A 19,856-nucleotide genomic window follows, 5' to 3' on the forward strand; every position below is an offset into this window, starting at 1 on the left:
TCCCATTATCCGATTATTCTACCAGATCCATTTCCTCCAACAGGTAACCGGCACCGGCATATTTATCGATCAGGAACAGGACGTAGCGGATATCTACGATAATACTGCGCTGGTAATCCGGCAGGTATTGTATATCGCCTCCTACACCTTCCCAGTTACGGTCGAAGTTAATACCGATCAGTTCTCCGTTTGCATTCAAAACAGGGCTACCCGAGTTTCCTCCGGTGCTATGTGTTGTCGCACTGAAAGCGACAGGCATTTTTCCATCCGGCATACCGTAACGGCCAAAGTCTTTTGCGGCATACAATTCTTTCAGGCGGGCAGGAACAACAAACTCCCAGTTGGTCGAGTCTTCTTTTTCCATCACACCGTCCAACGTTGTCTGACAACTGTAATAATCGGCATCCCGCGGACTATATCCTTTCACCTGGCCGTAAGTCAGACGCAGGGAGAAATTGGCATCGGGGAAATTGGCTTTATCCTGATACATGGCCAACAGCCCTTTTACATACATCCGGTGAGCGATGGCATAACCGGCATCGAAATCCGCCAGAGCAGCATTCAGGTTAGACTTTTCTTCCTGCACTGATTTAGCAAACAGGATCATCGGGTCTTCTTCCAGTGCTTTAACAGAAGGGCGCGTTTTAAACTTATCGAAGTTTTCTTCACTACCATAGATAGATTTGTCGAACAGATAATCCACAAAACGGTCTACATCTCCTTTGAACTTCTTGTCGATCAGGGTAAAGTAAGTCGGTTGCGACTTAGCCGGAACCAGCCGGCGATATTCCTTCAACATCACTTTGGCAATCTTCTTGTCCACTTCGGGTGCGTAATCCTTATCGGCAAAACGGTGGTAGGCCATTTCCAGCAGACGTACCTGCTTCTGTTGTTCGCTGCGGTCTTTACCCTTCAAGGCTTCGCTGACAGCTTGAATATCCGAAGGCACTTTTGTGAATTCAATACCGCGCAGGATTGCTTCATCCAGCATCCAGCTACGGAAGCGAAGGTCTTTGCGATCGGAAACGATCTGTTCGATCGTAGATAAGGCTTCCGGATAATCAGACTCGTCATTATCCTGCGACCAGGCGATCAGGCGATCCTGCTCTTCCTTCTTTACCTGTTCGAAGTTACGTTTTTTTATCGCCCAATTGCTACCGATAGCATTTTTGTAAGCATTAGTCGATCCTGCATATTTGCTGGCGTACTGGATACGTACAGACGGATCTTTCAGCATCTCGTCCAGCATCACTTCCTGACGAAGGTTGCGGACATTGATACGGACTGCATTGTCGATATCACGACGTTCGGCAACTTCCCAGGAGGTATAATACTTGTTTGTACGCCCGGGAAATCCCATCATCATGGCGTAATCGTCTTTTTCCACTCCCTTTATAGAGATCTTGAACCAACGCTTAGGACGCAGCGGAACGTTCGATTCGGAATATTCAGCCGGGTTGCCATTGGCATCGGCATAGACACGGAAAACGGAAAAGTCACCCGTATGACGCGGCCACATCCAGTTGTCGGTGTCGGCACCGAACTTACCGATCGATGAAGGAGGAGCTCCGACCAGGCGGATATCCGAATAGATCTTCTTCGTGAACATATAATATACGTTACCGCCGTAGAAGGCTTTGATCTCGACTTCCGTTCCGGGGTTATCCTGCAGGAACTTCTCTCCTACCCGGGTTTTAGCCAGTCCGTTCAGGTATTTGGGAGAAAGGAAATTCATACTGTTCGGATCGGTATCTTTCTCGAGTTCCGCTTTCACGTAGTCGGTGACATCTTCTATTTTGTCAATGAAGGTCACGGTCAGTCCCGGATTGGGAAGTTCCTGGTCACGGGTAGTTGCCCAAAAGCCGTCGGTCAGGTAATCGTGCTCCAGCGTACTGTGTTGCTGTATCTGGCCGTATCCGCAGTGATGGTTGGTCAATAACAAACCGTCCGGCGATACGATCTCACCGGTACAACCGCCGCCGAAGATGACAACGGCATCTTTCAGCGAGGCAGAGTCGGGACTATAAATGTCGTAATCCTGCAACTTCAAGCCCAGTGCCTGCATCTCCGGAAATTTCTGTTGCTTAAGTAAAGGAAGCAACCACATTCCTTCGTCGGCTACGGCCGGCAATGACAGAGCAGCAGCCAAAAGGGATAATAAGATTCTCTTCATAGTGTTTTATCGTTTAAATTAGTACTATTTCTTCGCCCATCCGGTATAAGGTTCTTTGGTAAGCATCGAGTTGTAATATCTCCTGTCGCCGCTTACCTCTTCCCCTATCCATTCCGGTTTCTCAAATACTTCGTCTTCGGAAGCCAGTTCTATTTCGGCCATAACCAGGCCTTCGTTGGCTCCGTGAAAGACATCCACTTCCCAGATATGCTTCCCTGCACGGACAAGGTGGCGCACTTTATCGATGGCTCCCGGTTCGCATAACTTCAATAACTGTTCGGCATCCGCAAGCGGCACTTCCTGTTCGAACTCGTAACGGCTCAGTCCTTTTTCGTCCGAAGGGCCTTTGATAGTCAGAAAACCTTTCTCCCCACGAATACGAACACGCACCGTACGTCCGGGCTCAGAACAGATATATCCCTGTACAATGCGTTGCGAATCGAATACATCAGCAGAGAAGTCTCCTTTTACAATAAACTTTCTTTCTATTTCGGTAGCCATATCATTCTCGTTTATCCGGTTGTTTGCCGTATCAGGACGGCATCTATTCTAGTTTACCCTTGCAGAAAAGTTGTTGCCGACAGTGTCGGCTATATTGTCGACAGCGTCAGCAATATTGTCGACGACGTCGGCAAAGCTGTCGACACTGTCGGCAACAGATTTTCTGCAAGGGTAAATAGGATTCATACGGTACTTATCTGTTATTAATCAGGAGGTATTGTTACTTGATCGTTACCATAGTTGCGCCGAATCCGTACTCACGAAAAGAAGCATCCTGATAATAGTGTTGTTTGTATCTCGTTTTCAACTCTTTCTCAATAGCCTTACGAAGTACTCCGTCGCCTTTACCGTGGATAAAGACAATCTTCTGTCCTTTATGATTGGCATACTTCGCCAATATTTCATGGAACTTATCTAACTGATAGGTCAGCATATCCGCATTACTCAGTCCATTCGTATTATCCAGCAGTTCAGTGATGTGCAGGTCGACTTCCAGTATAGCGCCGTCTGATTTTTTCTTCACGATAGACTGCGGAGCATGACGGTCTTCCTGAACTTTCTGATACATCGCTTCTTTCAGATCCGCTGCAGAAACAAGCAGTTCCCGCTCCGGTACATCGTTCCGGACAATTGGATAAACCATCGCATCCTCTTCAAAGAAGTCATTTTCCATAAAGCAATGTTGTTTATAGAACTTCACCGTATCGAGATGCAACTCAACAGAGATAGAGTTCTTCAACGAATAAGGTTTATCTTTCTTGAAAGCAATCAGCTGTACGCAGATACGTTCCAGATCGTTCAGATCTTCTTTGCCGAACTCTTCCAGGAAGATTTTCGTATTCGGTTCTATCAGGCCATTGTAACGGCTGATCCAGCTATTGTTATGGCGGTTCATATAGTTGAAGAACAGATAATAATTGCTGTCATTGATGAAATAGGCTTCATAACCGCTCTGCTGTATTACCTTAGTCGGTTCAAGCGGTAAATAAGCCAGATAGATATTCATCCGTTCCCCTTCGGGTGTTTCTTCAATCTTCACTTCCTCCGGCTTTGGCTGTGGCTTTGGAGCGGATTGTTGAACCTGTGCCTGTGGTTGTATTTTCGGACGGTTCGAGCTATGCACCTGCATTTCATTCTCACCTCCTACGACTACGCACTCACGGATCAGTGCCGGTACTTCAAACCCGTCTTCATCCTCGACCAGCACCTGGTCTTTTCCTTTAAAACTACGTACGATTCCGCCTCCTGTCGTATTCAGGAAACGGACTTTATCTCCGACTTTTACAGTATTCATCGTTTTATTATTAGTGTTATGAACACAAAAGTAATATATTTCCCACACATTTGTAGTACTTTTGCACCCGGTTCGAAAAGAACATATCCGAAAATAGAGATAGCAATGATTACAAAAACTCAACAGATAAGTATCGAAGATTATAACTATCCGTTACCTGATGAACGAATAGCGAAGTTTCCGCTGCCTAAGCGGGACGAATCCAAATTATTGCTTTACCGGGACGGGAAAGTAAGTGAGAGCGTTTTCAAGCATATTACAGATTACCTGCCGGAAGGTTCGTTGATGGTATTCAATAATACCCGCGTCATCCAGGCGCGGCTGTTGTTCCAGCGCGTGACGGGGGCTCAGATCGAAGTCTTCTGCCTGGATCCTGCCGTTCCGCATGATTATGAGCTTATCTTTCAGGAAACGGAAGCGTGTAACTGGATTTGCCTGATCGGAAATGCGAAGAAATGGAAAGAGCCCGTTCTCTCCCGCGAGATCAGCGTTGCCGGCCAAACAGTCAGGTTATCCGCCGAAAAGGTTCAAAGCTACGGAGAGACACATCAGATACGGTTCAGTTGGGACGGTGGTTTCAGCTTTGCCGAAGTGCTGGATGCGGCAGGCGAACTGCCCATACCTCCTTATCTGCATCGTAAAACGGAGGAAAGCGATCTGAAGACGTACCAGACTGTTTATTCGAAAGTCAAAGGTTCGGTAGCCGCACCGACTGCGGGGCTTCATTTCACACCGGAAGTGCTGGCGGACCTGGATACCAAAGGTTTCGGTCGCGAAGAACTGACATTGCATGTCGGAGCCGGAACATTCAAGCCGGTCAAGAGCGAAACGATCGAAGGGCATGAAATGCATACCGAATATATATCCGTACGCCGCAGTACCGTCGAACGGGTCATGCAGCACCTGGGACATATCATAGCTGTCGGAACGACTTCCGTCCGCACACTCGAAAGCCTTTATTACATAGGCGTAACGCTTGCGGCTCATCCGGAAGCAACCTCCGAAGAGTTGGTTGTCAAACAATGGATGCCGTATGAGGAAGCCAACAACCGGCTGACTACAGCAGAAGCCCTGCAGAATATACTCGATTATCTGGACAAACACCAGCTGAACACCTTGATCACGGCAACCCAGATTATCATTGCTCCGGGTTATGAGTTCAAGATCGTAAAAGGTATTGTCACCAATTTCCACCAGCCTAAAAGCACCCTGCTTCTGCTGATTTCCGCGTTCGTGAAAGGAGATTGGAAAAATATCTATAACTATGCACTGGGACATGATTTCCGTTTCCTGAGTTATGGGGATAGCTCGCTGTTATTATAATAATGAATATACGGTTCAGGCAATATCCTTTCAATCCATTCGTTATTACATAGTATAAAGATTATCCGGTGATGAATAAGAAGATTACTCCCTATATATTACTGTTTTTAACCGCTTTATTGCTTTTTTCCTGCAAATCAGCCAAGCTGAGCGATGCAGAGGAGAAGCAGCGGATCGGCGAATACTTTGAGGCAGCAGCTATTTATCGGAAAGTTTATACGAAAACGTCTCCGCAGAAAAGGGACTTACGGGGATATATTGCCTACCGAATGGCTGAATGTAACCGGCTTATCAACAATACACCGAGGGCTACCAGTGCCTATATGAATGCATTACGCTATGAATATCCGGATAGTATCGTAAGCCTGCGACTGGGACAGATGTACCAGAAAACCGGCAAATATACGGATGCTATACGTTATTATAATGACTTCCTGCAACGGAACCCGGAAAGCGAACTGGCCCTTAACGGAATAAAAGGCAGTGAACTGGCTCCTGTATGGAAACAGAACCCGACCCGTTATGTCGTCAAGCGGATGGAGAAATTCAATTCCCGCCGAGGCGAATTCAGTCCGATGCTGTTCGGTGACAAATACGATCAGCTTTACTTCACCTCTTCCCGCACTCCCAAAGGGGCTAACAAAGACAAGGATGAAACGATCAGTGCCATCACCGGCATAAGAAACAACGACTTTTTCCTGGTCAAGCAGGATGAACAAGGTAACTGGCTCGCCCCCATCGAACTGGAGGACGAAGTGAATACCGAATTCGACGAAGGAACACCTTCTTTCTCGAAAGACGGCAATACCATGTATTACACCTATTGCGCACAAGATCCGGAAGGACCGCGTACATCAGAAATATACATCTCTACCCGTAGCAGTGCTAAATGGGGCAAAGGGACACGTGCCACTATTGTAAAAGACTCAGTTACAGCCCTGGGGCATCCGTCTGTTTCACCTGACGGCAAATACCTGTATTATGTATCCGATGCAGTCGGAGGTTTCGGGGGAAAAGATATCTTCCGCTCCCGCCTTGTAGGTAACGATTTCGGTCCGATGGAAAATCTGGGACCGGAGATCAATACGCCCGGCGACGAAATGTTCCCGTACGTACGCGACTCCGTTACACTCTACTTCGCCTCTAACGGGCATCCGGGAATGGGCGGTTTGGATCTTTTCAAAGCGACCCAGGACAGTACAGGCAAGTGGCATGTCGAAAACCTGAAAGCACCAATCAACTCCATGGCGGACGATTTCGGCATTACATTCGAGGGAAACAAGGAAAAAGGATTCTTCAGTTCCAACCGTAATGATGCACGCGGGTACGATCATCTGTACTCGTTCGAACTTCCTACGATAACGATATTCATCGAAGGTATTGTCTTCGATGTGGATGAAAATCCGATCGAAGATGCAACCGTCCGCATTGTCGGCAAAGACGGTCTGAATGTGAAAGTTCCGGCAAAGAAAGACGGAACTTACCGGGTGGAACTGGAGCGCGACATCCGTTATGTTATGATGGCTAGTGCCCGTGGTTACCTCAACCAGAACTTCGAACTGAAAACCGGACCGGAAGAGAAGAACGAAACTTATATCGTAGACTTCTACCTCTCTCCGATCAGTAAACCGGTCGTTATCGACAATATCTTCTACGATTTCGATAAAGCGACCCTGCGCCCGGAATCACAGAAAGCACTGGATGAGATGATCAAGATGCTGAACGATAACCCGAACGTGACGATCGAGTTGGGAGCACATACCGACCGCAAAGGTAGCGACCAGTATAATGAACGCCTGGCACAACGCCGTGCCCAGTCGGTAGTGGATTACCTGATTGCAGGAGGCATCGACAAAGAACGTCTGGAAGCCAAAGGCTACGGCGAAAGCGTTCCGAAGGTCATCAACAAGAAGATGGCCAAAAGCTTCGACTTCCTGAAAGAAGGAGATGTGCTGACGGAAGAATTTATCCTGACACTGCCTCCGGAACAACAGGAAATGGCAGACCAAATAAACCGCCGCACAGAGTTTAAGGTACTCAGAACGAATTACAACCTGTTCTAAAGGTTTCGTTATTCCGTTTTGCTTTTCGCCAACACTTCGGAAAAAGAGATGGGCCAGTCAATCGCGTTCATCAACGTTTCGAAAGCCATGCGATAGTTAAGCGGAATAACCATATATTCGGAATACAGATCACATACAATCAATGCCAGCAGCATCTTGATGTTGTAATGCGTCTTTTTCAGAATGACCAGGCTTTCCAGGACAGACGTGTCCTGTGCCTTTTCAAAATCCTGCTCCGTCAGGAGGAGTTTATTCTGCAACTGCTGAAAATGCGGACAATCAGCTGCGGTAGTATAGCCATCCATCCCCTCTTCAATATCCAGTAAAACCCGGCAAACAGCTATCCGTTCTCTTTCATTTGGATTCATATAATATGATCAAGCCGCCCTGTTTCCCTTGTTTGGCATTTTATATAATAAAGAAGCGTGGAAACTGTTAATCCATTATTCGGAACTGAGGTATCGCCAAACACCCATCGAACAAATAATAAGACAACAGCCCACGCCCTATTCTATATACAGGAGTATATATAACAAGCGTGAGCGTTCAGTTGTCTATCATCTTCGTCCGACTAGAAATTTGGCGATTTTCAGTTCCAAAGATAATATCTTAAACGCTTATATGTCACCCAACTAATGAGTAGCCAAAACTCAACGGCCCGCTCATTCTTTGAATGGGACAAAGATAGCTAAAAGCAATAATATATATTCTTTGCAAAGAATTATTAACAAGAAAAAAGGCTACCCGTGCCGGATAGCCTTCCTTTTATAGCAGAATAACGATTTCCGTTGTTAATCAAATGAAATCATTCGACGGTAAATTTATAGATACATTCGCTGATATACTTTTCACCAGGGTTCAGGACAACACTCGGGAAGTCCGGATGATTAGGACTATCGGGGTAATGCTGTGTCTCCAGGCAGAAAGCTCCGCGATGCGGATAAGTCACACCGTGCTTGCCGGTATCTTTTCCATCCATAAAATTTCCGGTATAGAACTGAATACCCGGTTCGTTGGTATATACTTCCAGGGTGATACCGCTGGTCGGAGAGTAAGCCTTGGCAGCCAGTACATTCTTGTCACCGTTTGTATTCAACACCCAGTTCAGATCATAACCATGTCCGAACTGCAGCTGCTGGAACGAGTCGTTGATCTGTTTACCGATAGCGACCGGAGTACGCAGGTCCAGCGGAGTTTCATCAACCGAACTGATACCTACAGGGATCAGTGTGCTGTCAACCGGAGTATAGTTATCCGCATTGATCATAACCAACTGGTCCAATACATCGGAACCGGGAACACCCGAGAGATTGAAGTAACTGTGGTTTGTCAGGTTCACAACCGTTTTCTTATCCGTTGTTGCTTCATATCTGATATCGACAGCATTGTCATCCGTCAATGTATAAATAACTTTGATATTCAGATTTCCAGGAAAACCGGCTTCACCGTCCTTCGAGAGATAGGTCAGTTCCAGAGCCTGATCGTTCAGCTGTTTGGCATCCCACATACGGGCATGATATCCTTGAGCTCCGCCATGCAGACAATGCGTTCCGTCATTCTTGGGCAGTGTATATTCCGTGCCGTCCAAAGTAAACTTAGCCTGGTTGATGCGGTTTCCATAACGTCCGATCAGAGCGCCGTAGTTTCCGTCCGACTGCACATATTGGTTAATATTATCATATCCCAGCACCACATCGGTCATTTGTCCTTTCTTGTCAGGAACCATTACAGAGACTAGTCGTCCACCGTAATTCGTAATGCAAGCCTCTGCTCCGTTTTTATTCTTCAACACATACAAGGCGGTCGGCTTCCCATCCACTTCCGATACGAAATCAGACTTCATTAACCCGGAGATTGTAGCCTCTTCTCTTTTTTCGCCGCACGACAGCAATACACACATTGCCATGACAGCCATACATAGTCTTTTCATTTCAAATTGATAAATTAAAGTGTTTGTTGGATATGGATCAAATATACACTATTCCAGCCAAAATATCTTTCATCTACCGGATAATAATATCTTTTAACGTAAAAGGAGATATGCCATGTATAACATATCTCCTTTCATTCCTATTATCTATTTTTCAGATGGAAATAAGACAGAACTATTTCTTAATGATCCGGACAGTCTTCGCTTCGCCATTAGTCAATACGATACGAACCAGATAATAACCGCTACGCAACTGGCTCAGGTCGATCACCTGCTCAGGATTCTTAATAAGCTTCTGAAGTTTACCGGCTGCATCGATCACATAGATCGCATCCACAGGCATTTCAGAGACTACCGTCGCATTGTATTCTACCAGGGTCGGATACAAACCTACGCCCTGCAGGGTAATCGATTCGTTACCGACCGGACTCAGCTTCACATTGAAGGTGACAGAGTCACGATGTGACAGGTGATTGGTCGATTCGGGAACTGTGATGTACAACTTGGTTATACCTTCGTTCTTACCGATCACATGCACACCTTCGATATGGTTTCTCGTACCTGCGACAGCGATGTTTTCAACCGTGTAAGCGATTGTTGCCGGAGATTCGCAGGAAGCATACAACAGAACAGAGTCGCCAACGGTGATCGATGTAGACTCGACAGACCACTCAAGGCCGGCGGCTGCTTTTGCGATATTCAACTTACCAGGAACCAAAGTCACGGCATAGTTGTCTTCTTCGGAGCTCAGACAGTCGATGATAAGGTCATAAGAGCCCGCGTTGACAGGGTTAACCTTGGTCTTCACTGTGTAGATGAAGTTGAGGGCATCCGGGTTGTCGTTGCCTACGAAGCCGGTGTATACCGGTTTCAGTTCAGGTATTTCATCACCGTAAACGATATCTACCGTACCGGCACTGATTGTCAGTGTAGCTTTCGAAACAGTCAGGGTTCCGGTTCCGCCTACCAGGGTGTAGTTGTCGCCCGGATCGCCACCTTCGACATACAGGGTATAATTTCCTGCGCCGGTTATTGTTCCTGCCACTTTTACCGTAGGAGCAGAAGCAGCTTTGAAGTCGTCGCTGCCGATAAATCCGGAATAGGTATATTCGAATGATTCAGGGATTGCTTCACCGAATGCAACCAGGGCATCTTTCGGTTTCACGATTACTTCGCGCGGTTTGATCTGCATCTTTTCTTTGCGGACAAGCAGGTCGGAACCGTTATGTTTCACGAAGATGGAGATGTTGTAGATACCAGCTGCAACCGGCAGTTCAGGATCACCGTTGTAAGTAATGATCGGAGTATATGTCTGGATACCCTTGAGGTCGGTCAGCTTCACATCGGCTTCTTTGCCGGTTCCGTCGTAATCGAATACCATGTTACCCAGGATCACGTTGAAGTCTGCTTCATTCTTCAGACGCAAGACTTTGAATACTTCCGACTTCAAGGCTTCTTCCTGTCCGGACTCTGCATTGTAGCGGGCAGTGATCGTTACGCCTTCGTCGCCTGTCAATGCTTTCGCACGCAGATACCAGATGCTTTCTACCTTTTCCACCTGGATCAAAGCCGGGTTGGATGATTCGTAAACGATCTGGGAGCCTTCGGCTATTACGGTCGATCCCTGTTTAACGACTGCATTCAGACGTACAAGGTCGCCCACGATCAGTTCGTTCTGTATCGGAGTCCAAACCATTACATAGCTATTATCCGGATATACCTGATAACGGGCTTTGCCTACGATGGTGATTTCGTAGTTCGGATTTACCTTGTTGAGTTCGGTAATACCTGTCAGTTCGTATGTTCCTACCGGCAGAATACCTTCCGGACGGTTGTTGATAACCAGGTTCTTGATACGGTTGCCGACAGCAACGGTAGCCGTAGAGTCGAGGCTGTTGGCCGATTCATCCAATTTGAAGCCTTCGTAAGAGATAAACTCTTTCTGGACTTCCGCTTTGTTGAACTCAGGATCAGCCGAACCGAATGCTCTCTTGATGGTATCCAGACGGATAATCAATGGAGCTTTGGCAACTTCGAGACGTACACTGTCGTTCGTCATTGTGCCCGGAACCAGTGTGTTCATAATCAGCTTATAGTTACGATCCTTTGCCACGTACGGCGGTTGGATTGTTTTATCTTCGGTAATGACCTTGATATGCAGGGTGTCGTTGTAAGAACCTGCGTGCAGGGTATTATCGGCAGCAACCGGCTTAACGACTACTTTCGGCATGAAGTCGATAATGTCGTCAGGAGTAGTTGTTGTCTGATATTTAATATCGAAGCTGGCGAGGCCGCGTTTCTTTTCGGCATCGTTCGGTTCGAAAGTCCAGGTCGTATCTTTATCGGCTTCACCATATATACGGTCTACGATCACTTTCCAGATGGCCAGCGGACGCTGGTTGATCAGGAAGGTTCCGTCTACTGTTTTGAAAGCGTAGTTCAGAGAAGATACTTTGTCTGCATTGTCTACCTTGGCGACATACAAGCTGTCATCTTTCTGGTTCGGTTTCTCACGCTTCAGGTTTACTTCGGTCTTTTCGGTAGCCTTGCGTCCTTCATAATCGAAGTATCCGGCAAGCGGAGCCACTTTGAAACCTCTGTCGCCTTCGGCCGTTGCGGAGATATAGTTTACTGCCTCAGCTGCTTTCGAGAAAGCGTACGAAGGAGCACTACCTTCTTCCAGACGTTTAGTCAGATAGAAATAACCATCCGGATTAGGTTCACCATACACCTTATGCATCACCTTAACCGGCTTGTCGTTGATAACGACTTCTGCTTCTGCCGGGAATACGGTGATAGTGATTGTGTCTTTCTTCACTTCGTATTTACCGGCGGTGATTGCCTGGATATCATAGTTAGAAAGAGTGGTTGCAACCGTGTTAGCTGCATTTGCATTCAACTCATAACTATAAGTTCCTACATCACTTTTGGTTGCGCCCAATGCACCGGAAACTGCTGTATGAGTAACCGGCAATTTGATATTACCGAACAAAGCCTCCAGTGTCTGGTCGTTCTTCAAAGTTCCGTCTGTGATGAGAAGTTCTTTTCCGGAGATATTCTTCACATTTGCATCATCATACAAACGGGCACTGTCGGGGACAGCAAAGGTAAGAGGGGCTTGCTTAACTGTCAGCAACCCTCTACCATCGGGCCAGGCATCCGACCAAACCTGCAAGTTCAGTGTATAGTTGGCAGCTTGTCCCCCGCTCATACCGATTACAAATGTACCGGGTACCGAGTTTTTATCTGCTCCGCTATACGTAACGTCCGGTAAGACATTCACCTGCGAATTGGTAAAGATCGCTTCCGTATCGCCATTCACAAAACCACTGAACACAAAGTCTTTGGCAGACCAGGGCGTAGCCGGGTTCTCATCACCGTAGAAACGGCTGGTGTCGCGGGCTGCGATATTCAATGTAGCCGGGTTCACCGTTAAAGGCTGGCTGGTAAAAGCACCGGCCCGGTTGCTGACAAAGAATACTACATTCGGATTGTTATTATACTGGAAATATTCAGTCAGGTTATCGGCTACGAAACCTAATGTCTCGCCACCGCTCACTGTCGGAATAGCCGAAAACTTCAGGATGTCGATCGCCTGTGCCGGAGACTTGAATGATACTCCGGAGCCAACACTTCCGTATTCACTTCCATCCCCATTCACATAGAAATAGTTGAAACTGGCTTCACTGATACCCGCGGCAGCCGTACTCAGGTTGTCACCATAAGTCATTGTCAGCGCAGTATTCGTATTGAAGCTTACGTACACAGTATCGGGTACAGCCGTTTGCGCCTGCATGATACCGCCTGAAACAAGCATCAGGGGAAGCAGCATAAGCTGCTTCCTCGATGTGAATATTGATTTAATATATTTCTTCATACTAAATTAGTTTTACAGGTTACTTCTTAATGATCTTCACTGATTTGAATGTTCCGTCTTCCAATGTTACATTGAGCAGATAGATGCCTGATCCAAATGTCGACAGATCAATAACAGATCCCGGTTTGCGAATAACTGTCTGTAATGTTCCGTTCATCGACAGCAGTTCAACCTGCTTGATTTCAGACGGAGCAGCCACTGTGACAGTATTGGTAAACAGTCTCGGATATACATCGATCTGGTCTGCAACGACGAGGTTTTCATTGCCTACCGACAGATATTCATCCTCCACAAGGAATGTTATCACCACAGGTTCAGCAGCGTTGTAGTTTTTATTACCATGCTGCATAGCTGTAACCGTTACCGTACCGGAAGTAACCGGAGTCAGTATCCATGCGTCGCCGATCTGATTTACATAAGCAACCGCGTCGTTAGACGAATTGAATGTAACCGGAAGTTTACTTGAAGCAGTAGCCGTAAGAACCACATCACCACCTTCTACGTCTATTGTAGTTTCCGGGCTCCAGCTTATCTTCTGTGAAGCAGCCTGCAGGTTGTATTTACCGTCTACATAAGAAACTTCGTAGTTATCAGATGTATAATTATCAGAGAAAGTGATCGGGTAAACACCTGCATCCGATGTACGTGTTACAGTCGAACTGATACGCGGAGCGAAACCGAGGTCTTTCAGCGTTTCACCGTTCACGAAGCCGGTAGCCGTGTAGGTCAGTTCTTCCAGATCCTTACCATAAACAGTTTCTTTGTCATCAGCCTGGATAGTCACGGCAGCCTTACTGACATTCAACAGTCCGGACACATAAGTAATCACATAGTTACGACCGAAGTCCTGAGCAGAATACGGAGTCAGCTTATATGAGCCGGCTTTACCGTTGTATCCTATCAGACGAACAACCGGAGCCTGGCCAACCAGGAAGTCTTCGCCGTTCAGGAAGTCACTCTTGTTATAATCGTATGCATTTGCGTAAGCGGGTTGTTCGCTACCGTACCGGATATTGAAACTGCGGGCTGTTACCACAACCGGCTTCGGAGCGATCACCATCTTGTTCTTAGCGGTGTAAGAATAAGTGACGGAACCGAGCGTTGCCTTCACCGTTACAGTATATACACCGGCGTCTGTCGGAGCGTCCTGGGTAGACGGATACAGGGTCGGAACAGAACCTAACTGGTCGCCTTCGTAATAGATGCTGAAGTCTTTCACTGCCTCACCTGTTTCCACGTCGGTTACCTTTACGCTTACTGCTCTCGGGTTGCTGTCGTAAATGCTGGTCACATTAGAGATGATTACATTTACTTTGGCTGCATCACCTTCCGGAGCGATTACTTTGATCGTTCCGGTTACAGGAGTGGCATCTTCGTAGGTATCATCGCCATCGGCAAATACTGTGATGGTCACATAGTTGTCACCTTCCGTACGTACATTACCGGTTACTGCATAAACGCCTCTTGCTGTTTCAGACAGGATCACGCGTTCGCGATCGTTGCCCGACAGTTCGTAACGGATATCGTAGATAGACGGTTTACCGTCGGCTTCCGATTTCAGGTAAGCTGATAACTCAACTGTTTCACCTACCGGGATTACCAGGTTGCGCTGATCTTCCGGCCAGATGATTGTACGGCGGATCTTATCGATCGACAAGGTTCCGTTTTCGTGAGTTACCGTATAATTACGTGCTTCCCCTTTTACCGTGAAGTAGATATCGTATGTACCACGTGAGTCGGATCTCGCATCTGTCGCGATCTTCGGCATCACAGAGAATACATCCGCCAGGTTTTCATATTCATTATTCTTCAAACCGATGTATTCGATTTCGAGATCCGGGTTACCACCACCGTAAGGACGGTTGTAGCTCTTCGCACGTACGGTCAGCGGAGCCGGCGTTACCGTCAAGCCTGCGTTGATAAGCGTAGCAGCGGAGATATCGAAGTTCGGAAGCAGGGCTGCGATCCGGGTAGCTGCCGAAGATGTAAAGCGCAACTCGTATGTGCCGACGTCTGTCTTCTTGTTAACGCCCGACAGGTCGAGCCAGCTTGTACGGTTTACTTTATCTGCATTCAGCAATTGGGTGATCTCTGCCTGGAAGGCTTTGGATAAGTTACCCGAAACTTCTGCATATACATCAGCATTTGTTGCTTCTTCACCATATTCGCGTGTAACGGATACTTTAACCGTTAAGTCGGTTGCCGTCAGCGGAACCGGGGTAACAGATACTTTAGCCTCCGTTTCGCTTGCCACGAACTTAACGCCGATAACCGGAGTAAACAGCTCTTTCACCCTTGCTTCGATTGCACGGATCTGGTAGTCGCCTACCGGAGCGGTTGCTTCATAAACGTCTGTATCGAGCGGATCTACCGTTTCAAACAGGTCGATCACATTCTTTTCTGCCAGCAGTTTAGCTGCGGTCAGCTTCGGTTCTGTGGCAAATACAAGTTTCGCATTCAGATCGGTATCTTTAGTAACGACCGTGCCGTACACTTTTGTATAAGCATCTTTAGCCGCTTTCACTTCTACTGTTGCCGGAATCACCTTCAGGTTAGCCAGATCGGCATCCAACTGGATTTCGAAGTTACCGATAGCTGCTTTCAATGTCGAAGCGTCTACGATACGAAGTTTATAATTACCCTGGGTAACATTGTTCTTTACAGAGTCGACCAGGACACTGTTTAATGTATTACCGTGGAACTGAAGTTTATTGTTACGGTACAATGCCCAATGTAACTTATTGTTCTTGAACAACTGGTTCCAGCGTGCAGCTGTCATGGCCGGTGTCGGATTCTCCGGATCTTCCTTTATAGAAATCAAGGTAAATCCATAATCGTCACTTGCCAGTGTCAGGTTGGTCAGCTCATATACCGGTTTACCGGCAACGATCGTCCAGACACCTTCGAGCTTTTCTTCGTTGAATGTCACAACGACACCCGGAGCAACCACCTTCACTGCGTTGACAGCAGTAACGACATCCGTACCCGGTCCGTCAGTCACTTCAGCACCTTCGATCTGATAAACGAAAATATAATCGGCTGAGGTCAGTTCAACAGTATAGTTGTAGTCGCCGATTACAGGATTATTTTTATCCAATTGCGCCTTGGTAGTAACCAGGCTGACTGCCAATGTATAATCACTCTTGATCTTCGCACCATTCAAAGCAACGATATCATCGTAGATCATTTGCTCGATCTCTGCCTTTGTCGCTTTACCGAATGTAAATGCAGCTTTCGCGGCTGTTTCTTCTTCGGCTGTAGCGGCCAGATAAGTAGGCAGTGTGATAGTCAGTTTACGCTGACCGATCTGAACAGAGTTCTGTACATTATGGAAGTTACTGCCGAATTGGTTGTCAAGCAGGAAGTTCGACAACAGGTTCGCATCAAGTACATCTACTCTGTAACCGTAATCACCGTTCTTCGGCAACGTTTCTGTTTCTTCTGCTGAACAATCAGCACTAGTCAACATAACCTTGAACAGGTCTGCCGGATTTTCGAAGCAGGTATATGCGCTTAACAGACCTTCGTTAGCTGCCAGGAACTGACTGAGGATGTCAGCTTCGATAGCCACTTTACGTTTTCCATAACGATATGTAATATCTGTCGGGAATGTAAAGACAACCGGAGCCTGACCGACAACCAATGTCTTCGGACCTGCTTCTCTTATTTCGATATTATCCGTTACCTTTTGAACGAATGCTACCGAATAAGTATAGGTCCCGGCAACGGTTGTTCCTTCTTCTTCTATATTATTGATAGTAACTGTAAAGCTCTTCAAAGGTTTAACACCTGTCTTAGCTACCAGTTCGAAAAATTCTTCATTAGCCGGATCTTCCAGCACTGCTTTCTTTACGGAGTCAAGTAAAGCGACTTTCGTATTGATGTCATTATAAGTGACATTCACTTCCGGTAAAGTAAGCGTACGTTTTGCTTTTACTATACGGAGAGCCAATTTGGCAATCACATCGTTACCGTTCCTGGTCAGGTGAATGCTGGACGGTGCCGTATAATTTAATGTATAGTATTCGGAGAACTGGGTATTAGCGCCAGCAACCACTTCGTAACCATACAGGTCGGATACCTGCGGATAACTTTCGCCGGCAATACGTACCGGAACGTCTCCCGTAGAAGTTTCGTTGTTGATCAGATATGTTTTCACACCCCAGTTATTCAGGTCAGGAACTGTTACGCGGTCTGCACCCGGAGTCAGCCTGAAATCATTCAACAAGTCTTGTGCATACTCGTCGGCAGTCTGTCCGAACGGACGTTCCCACAGAGGCAGTTGTACATTGATCGGAAGCGGGTATTCCGCCAACGACTGACCGTTGTCGGTTAATCGTACCGAGCGAAGATAAGTTGCCGTTGTATAACCTCCCCATTCTATCGGAATAATAAGACCTCCGTCTTCATTAGATACTTCGATCTTCTGGATATTGTCATTCGGATTGAATACGACAGTATACGAATAAAGATCTCTGCCGATGGCAGGTACTAATGTTACGCTGGAGATATAAGCCCCCTTCATATCCGGGTTCTTCAAAAGCAGGTCAGCCAGGATCGCTTTTGCGATCATATCGTCGGATGCGCCTTCTTTCTTGAACTCATACTTATACAGTTTCACTTTTGCGATCGGACGCGGAGTGATGTTTACAGTACCTTCAAATGTAGTCGAGCTATGCGGCTGTCCGTTCACGGTTACTTCCGAGAAGAGAACATCCAGGTCAGCACTTAACGTTACCCGGTAGGTAGCCGTACCCATATTTTCTCTGATCCGGTTATTGGTGATCTGTACATTCGTTATATACTCTGCAATAAACGGATTTGCCAGATAGATGTATTCGCGTACCTTTTCCGCCACCTGTGCTGAGGTCATATCTTTCACATATTGAACGGTATATTCACCGAATGTGAAGTCGATAGCCGGACGAGGAACGATAGCGATACTCTTTGAGTAAGTGATTTCAATAGTCGTACCTTTATCAACCACGTTGATCCGTTGGTTGGTCGGTGTTTCTATTTCCTGCAAAGTTGCACTCTTGGTGATAATGATCTTATAGCCGAACGAATCGTCTGTTTCTGCGATTGCATTCTTATTGCTCAGGTCATTATTGATCAGGCGAACAATGAATGTTTCATTTCCTAATACACCTGCATTACGAACCAGTAAGTCGCTCTTGATACGGCGGATGACCGCATTCGGAAGCATATCTTTTTCGTAGTCGATCTGATAGTTGCCCGGATAAGCCAAAGAATGGGTTGTAGGCAATGTAGTTACGAACAACAGTGAATTTTTGAACGAACAAACATTACCGTTGACAGTCAGGTTTGTAGAAGCTACATTACCATTCGTTACAAAAGTCAAACCGGTCTTTGTCAGATCGCCTTGTACGGTTACCTTATAACCCAACAGGCTATTGTCCGGCATAGAAGAAGAAACCGTACCGTCGGTGATATCCACCTTCGGAACAAGGTTCTGGTCGACCATATCCGGATTGATATCCTGGATCAGTTGTTTCAGCATCGTTGCCATTGCAGCATTATCGTTATAGTCGCCGATACGGATCGGGCTGGAAATGAAGTCCGGCAATTTTACTGCCAACGTATTCTTTTCAACCGAAATCGCATTTACGATATCATAACTATGCTGTGCTGTATTGAAGTTGATCGTAGCACCTCCAACACTGGCCGACACATTATTACCTTTACCATAATTCGGCAGAAGCACGACGCGATAGCTGTATACAGCTCCCGGGACCAGTTTGCCCGCTGTTACTTCATTGCTGAAATTGGCATCGGAATAGACCTTTATCTCAGAGATAAAGTCGGAAGGATTAATGTTGTTATTGATCTGATTCTTCGCCCTGATCAGATTTGTGTTTGCAGCCATCTTGCCCAGGCCGCCTACTCCTTCTGCAAATACAGGGAATACGGTATTGTTGATCGGTTTCTCTTTTACTTTCAGCTTTACTGTAGAAATGTAAGAACCGATAGCTTGTTGGGTACAGTTACTCAGAGAGGGAGAATAGGCAAACTGTTCAGTCGGCGGGAACGTAACCACTACGTCATATTCTCCCGCTTCCAGACTATTATTGCCTGTATATTGTATTTCCAAACCGTCTTTAACCAGGAAAACCGAAGCATCAGTAATCGATACCCCGGACATACCTAATACCTGTATTTTGGTATTCAGGTCACTGATAGGCGTTCCATACACATAATTACCCCAGTTTGCCGGGAAATTCAGATTACCGACAGCCTGACGGGCCTTGATCTCGATAGCATTAGACACGGCAATATTCACAGTATTACCAGTTAATTGAATCGAAGTTGGAGAAATCAGGTCATCACCGACTGTTCGCCTAAAAGCAAAGTCACCGGAACTTCCAGATATATTAAAGGTATAACTAAAGGAGTTAACACCTAATTCAGCAGGAGGGAGAGTTCCATTATTTCTCTGAACTACAACCTCCGAAATGATCGCTGTTCCACTAACAGCATCCTGCAATAAACTTTGGATATGGGATTCCAGCTGCACTTTATTAGCATATTCCGTTCCTTGATAAAACGACAGGACATCTTTTACGGGGACATAAATGTCTGCTGCAACTGCTTGTGTGATATACCCTCCCAATAATAGTACGAATATAAGTAGTCGCCTACTCACATCGATTAAGTATACTTTGTTCATACGCAAT

At 46.4% G+C, this 19,856-nt stretch carries 10 protein-coding genes; 2 read left to right on the forward strand and 8 right to left on the reverse strand.

From position 1 onward, the window contains the following. Window positions 1–13: 13 nt before the first annotated feature. From DXD68_RS07670 to DXD68_RS07680, 4 genes are read right to left on the reverse strand one after another with little or no spacing between them, the layout of a single operon-like run. On the reverse strand, window positions 14–2,173 hold the full coding sequence (locus DXD68_RS07670) for a S46 family peptidase (RefSeq protein WP_122361025.1): 2,160 nt from the start codon (window positions 2,171–2,173) through the stop codon (window positions 14–16). A 24-nt stretch (window positions 2,174–2,197) separates the two neighbouring features. Next, on the reverse strand, window positions 2,198–2,674 hold the full coding sequence (locus tag DXD68_RS07675; RefSeq protein ID WP_122361026.1) for a CYTH domain-containing protein: 477 nt from the start codon (window positions 2,672–2,674) through the stop codon (window positions 2,198–2,200). Window positions 2,675–2,722: 48 nt separating this feature from the next. Then, window positions 2,723–2,860 (reverse strand): hypothetical protein, encoded by a 138-nt coding sequence (locus DXD68_RS24075; protein WP_158585864.1) that lies wholly within the window; start codon window positions 2,858–2,860, stop codon window positions 2,723–2,725. Between the two features lie 34 nt (window positions 2,861–2,894). Beyond that, window positions 2,895–3,968 (reverse strand): DUF2027 domain-containing protein, encoded by a 1,074-nt coding sequence (locus tag DXD68_RS07680; RefSeq protein ID WP_122361027.1) that lies wholly within the window; start codon window positions 3,966–3,968, stop codon window positions 2,895–2,897. A 105-nt stretch (window positions 3,969–4,073) separates the two neighbouring features. On the opposite strand from DXD68_RS07680, the gene DXD68_RS07685 reads away from it, so the two are divergent. Together DXD68_RS07685 and DXD68_RS07690 are read left to right on the forward strand one after the other, a co-directional pair. Beyond that, complete coding sequence (locus DXD68_RS07685; RefSeq protein ID WP_122361028.1) at window positions 4,074–5,291, forward strand: S-adenosylmethionine:tRNA ribosyltransferase-isomerase; 1,218 nt, start codon at window positions 4,074–4,076, stop codon at window positions 5,289–5,291. Window positions 5,292–5,362: 71 nt separating this feature from the next. After that, the gene (locus tag DXD68_RS07690) at window positions 5,363–7,354 is read left to right on the forward strand and encodes an OmpA family protein (protein ID WP_122361029.1); all 1,992 of its coding nucleotides are present in this window, start codon (window positions 5,363–5,365) and stop codon (window positions 7,352–7,354) included. Between the two features lie 8 nt (window positions 7,355–7,362). On the opposite strand, the gene DXD68_RS07695 is transcribed toward DXD68_RS07690, so the two are convergent. The 4 genes from DXD68_RS07695 to DXD68_RS07710 form a co-directional block, all read right to left on the reverse strand. Beyond that, the gene (locus DXD68_RS07695) at window positions 7,363–7,722 is read right to left on the reverse strand and encodes a hypothetical protein (RefSeq protein WP_122361030.1); all 360 of its coding nucleotides are present in this window, start codon (window positions 7,720–7,722) and stop codon (window positions 7,363–7,365) included. A gap of 437 nt (window positions 7,723–8,159) precedes the next feature. After that, window positions 8,160–9,284 (reverse strand): aldose epimerase family protein, encoded by a 1,125-nt coding sequence (locus DXD68_RS07700; RefSeq protein ID WP_122361031.1) that lies wholly within the window; start codon window positions 9,282–9,284, stop codon window positions 8,160–8,162. 175 nt (window positions 9,285–9,459) lie between these two features. Further along, window positions 9,460–13,161: an MBG domain-containing protein gene (locus DXD68_RS07705; protein WP_122361032.1), complete on the reverse strand. Its 3,702-nt coding sequence runs from the start codon at window positions 13,159–13,161 to the stop codon at window positions 9,460–9,462. Between the two features lie 19 nt (window positions 13,162–13,180). Beyond that, window positions 13,181–19,849, reverse strand: a complete 6,669-nt coding sequence (locus DXD68_RS07710) for an MBG domain-containing protein (RefSeq protein ID WP_122361033.1) — start codon at window positions 19,847–19,849, stop codon at window positions 13,181–13,183. Window positions 19,850–19,856 lie beyond the last annotated feature (7 nt).

It is taken from the genome of Parabacteroides sp. TM07-1AC, from assembly GCF_003480915.1.
GTDB lineage: Bacteria > Bacteroidota > Bacteroidia > Bacteroidales > Tannerellaceae > Parabacteroides > Parabacteroides chongii.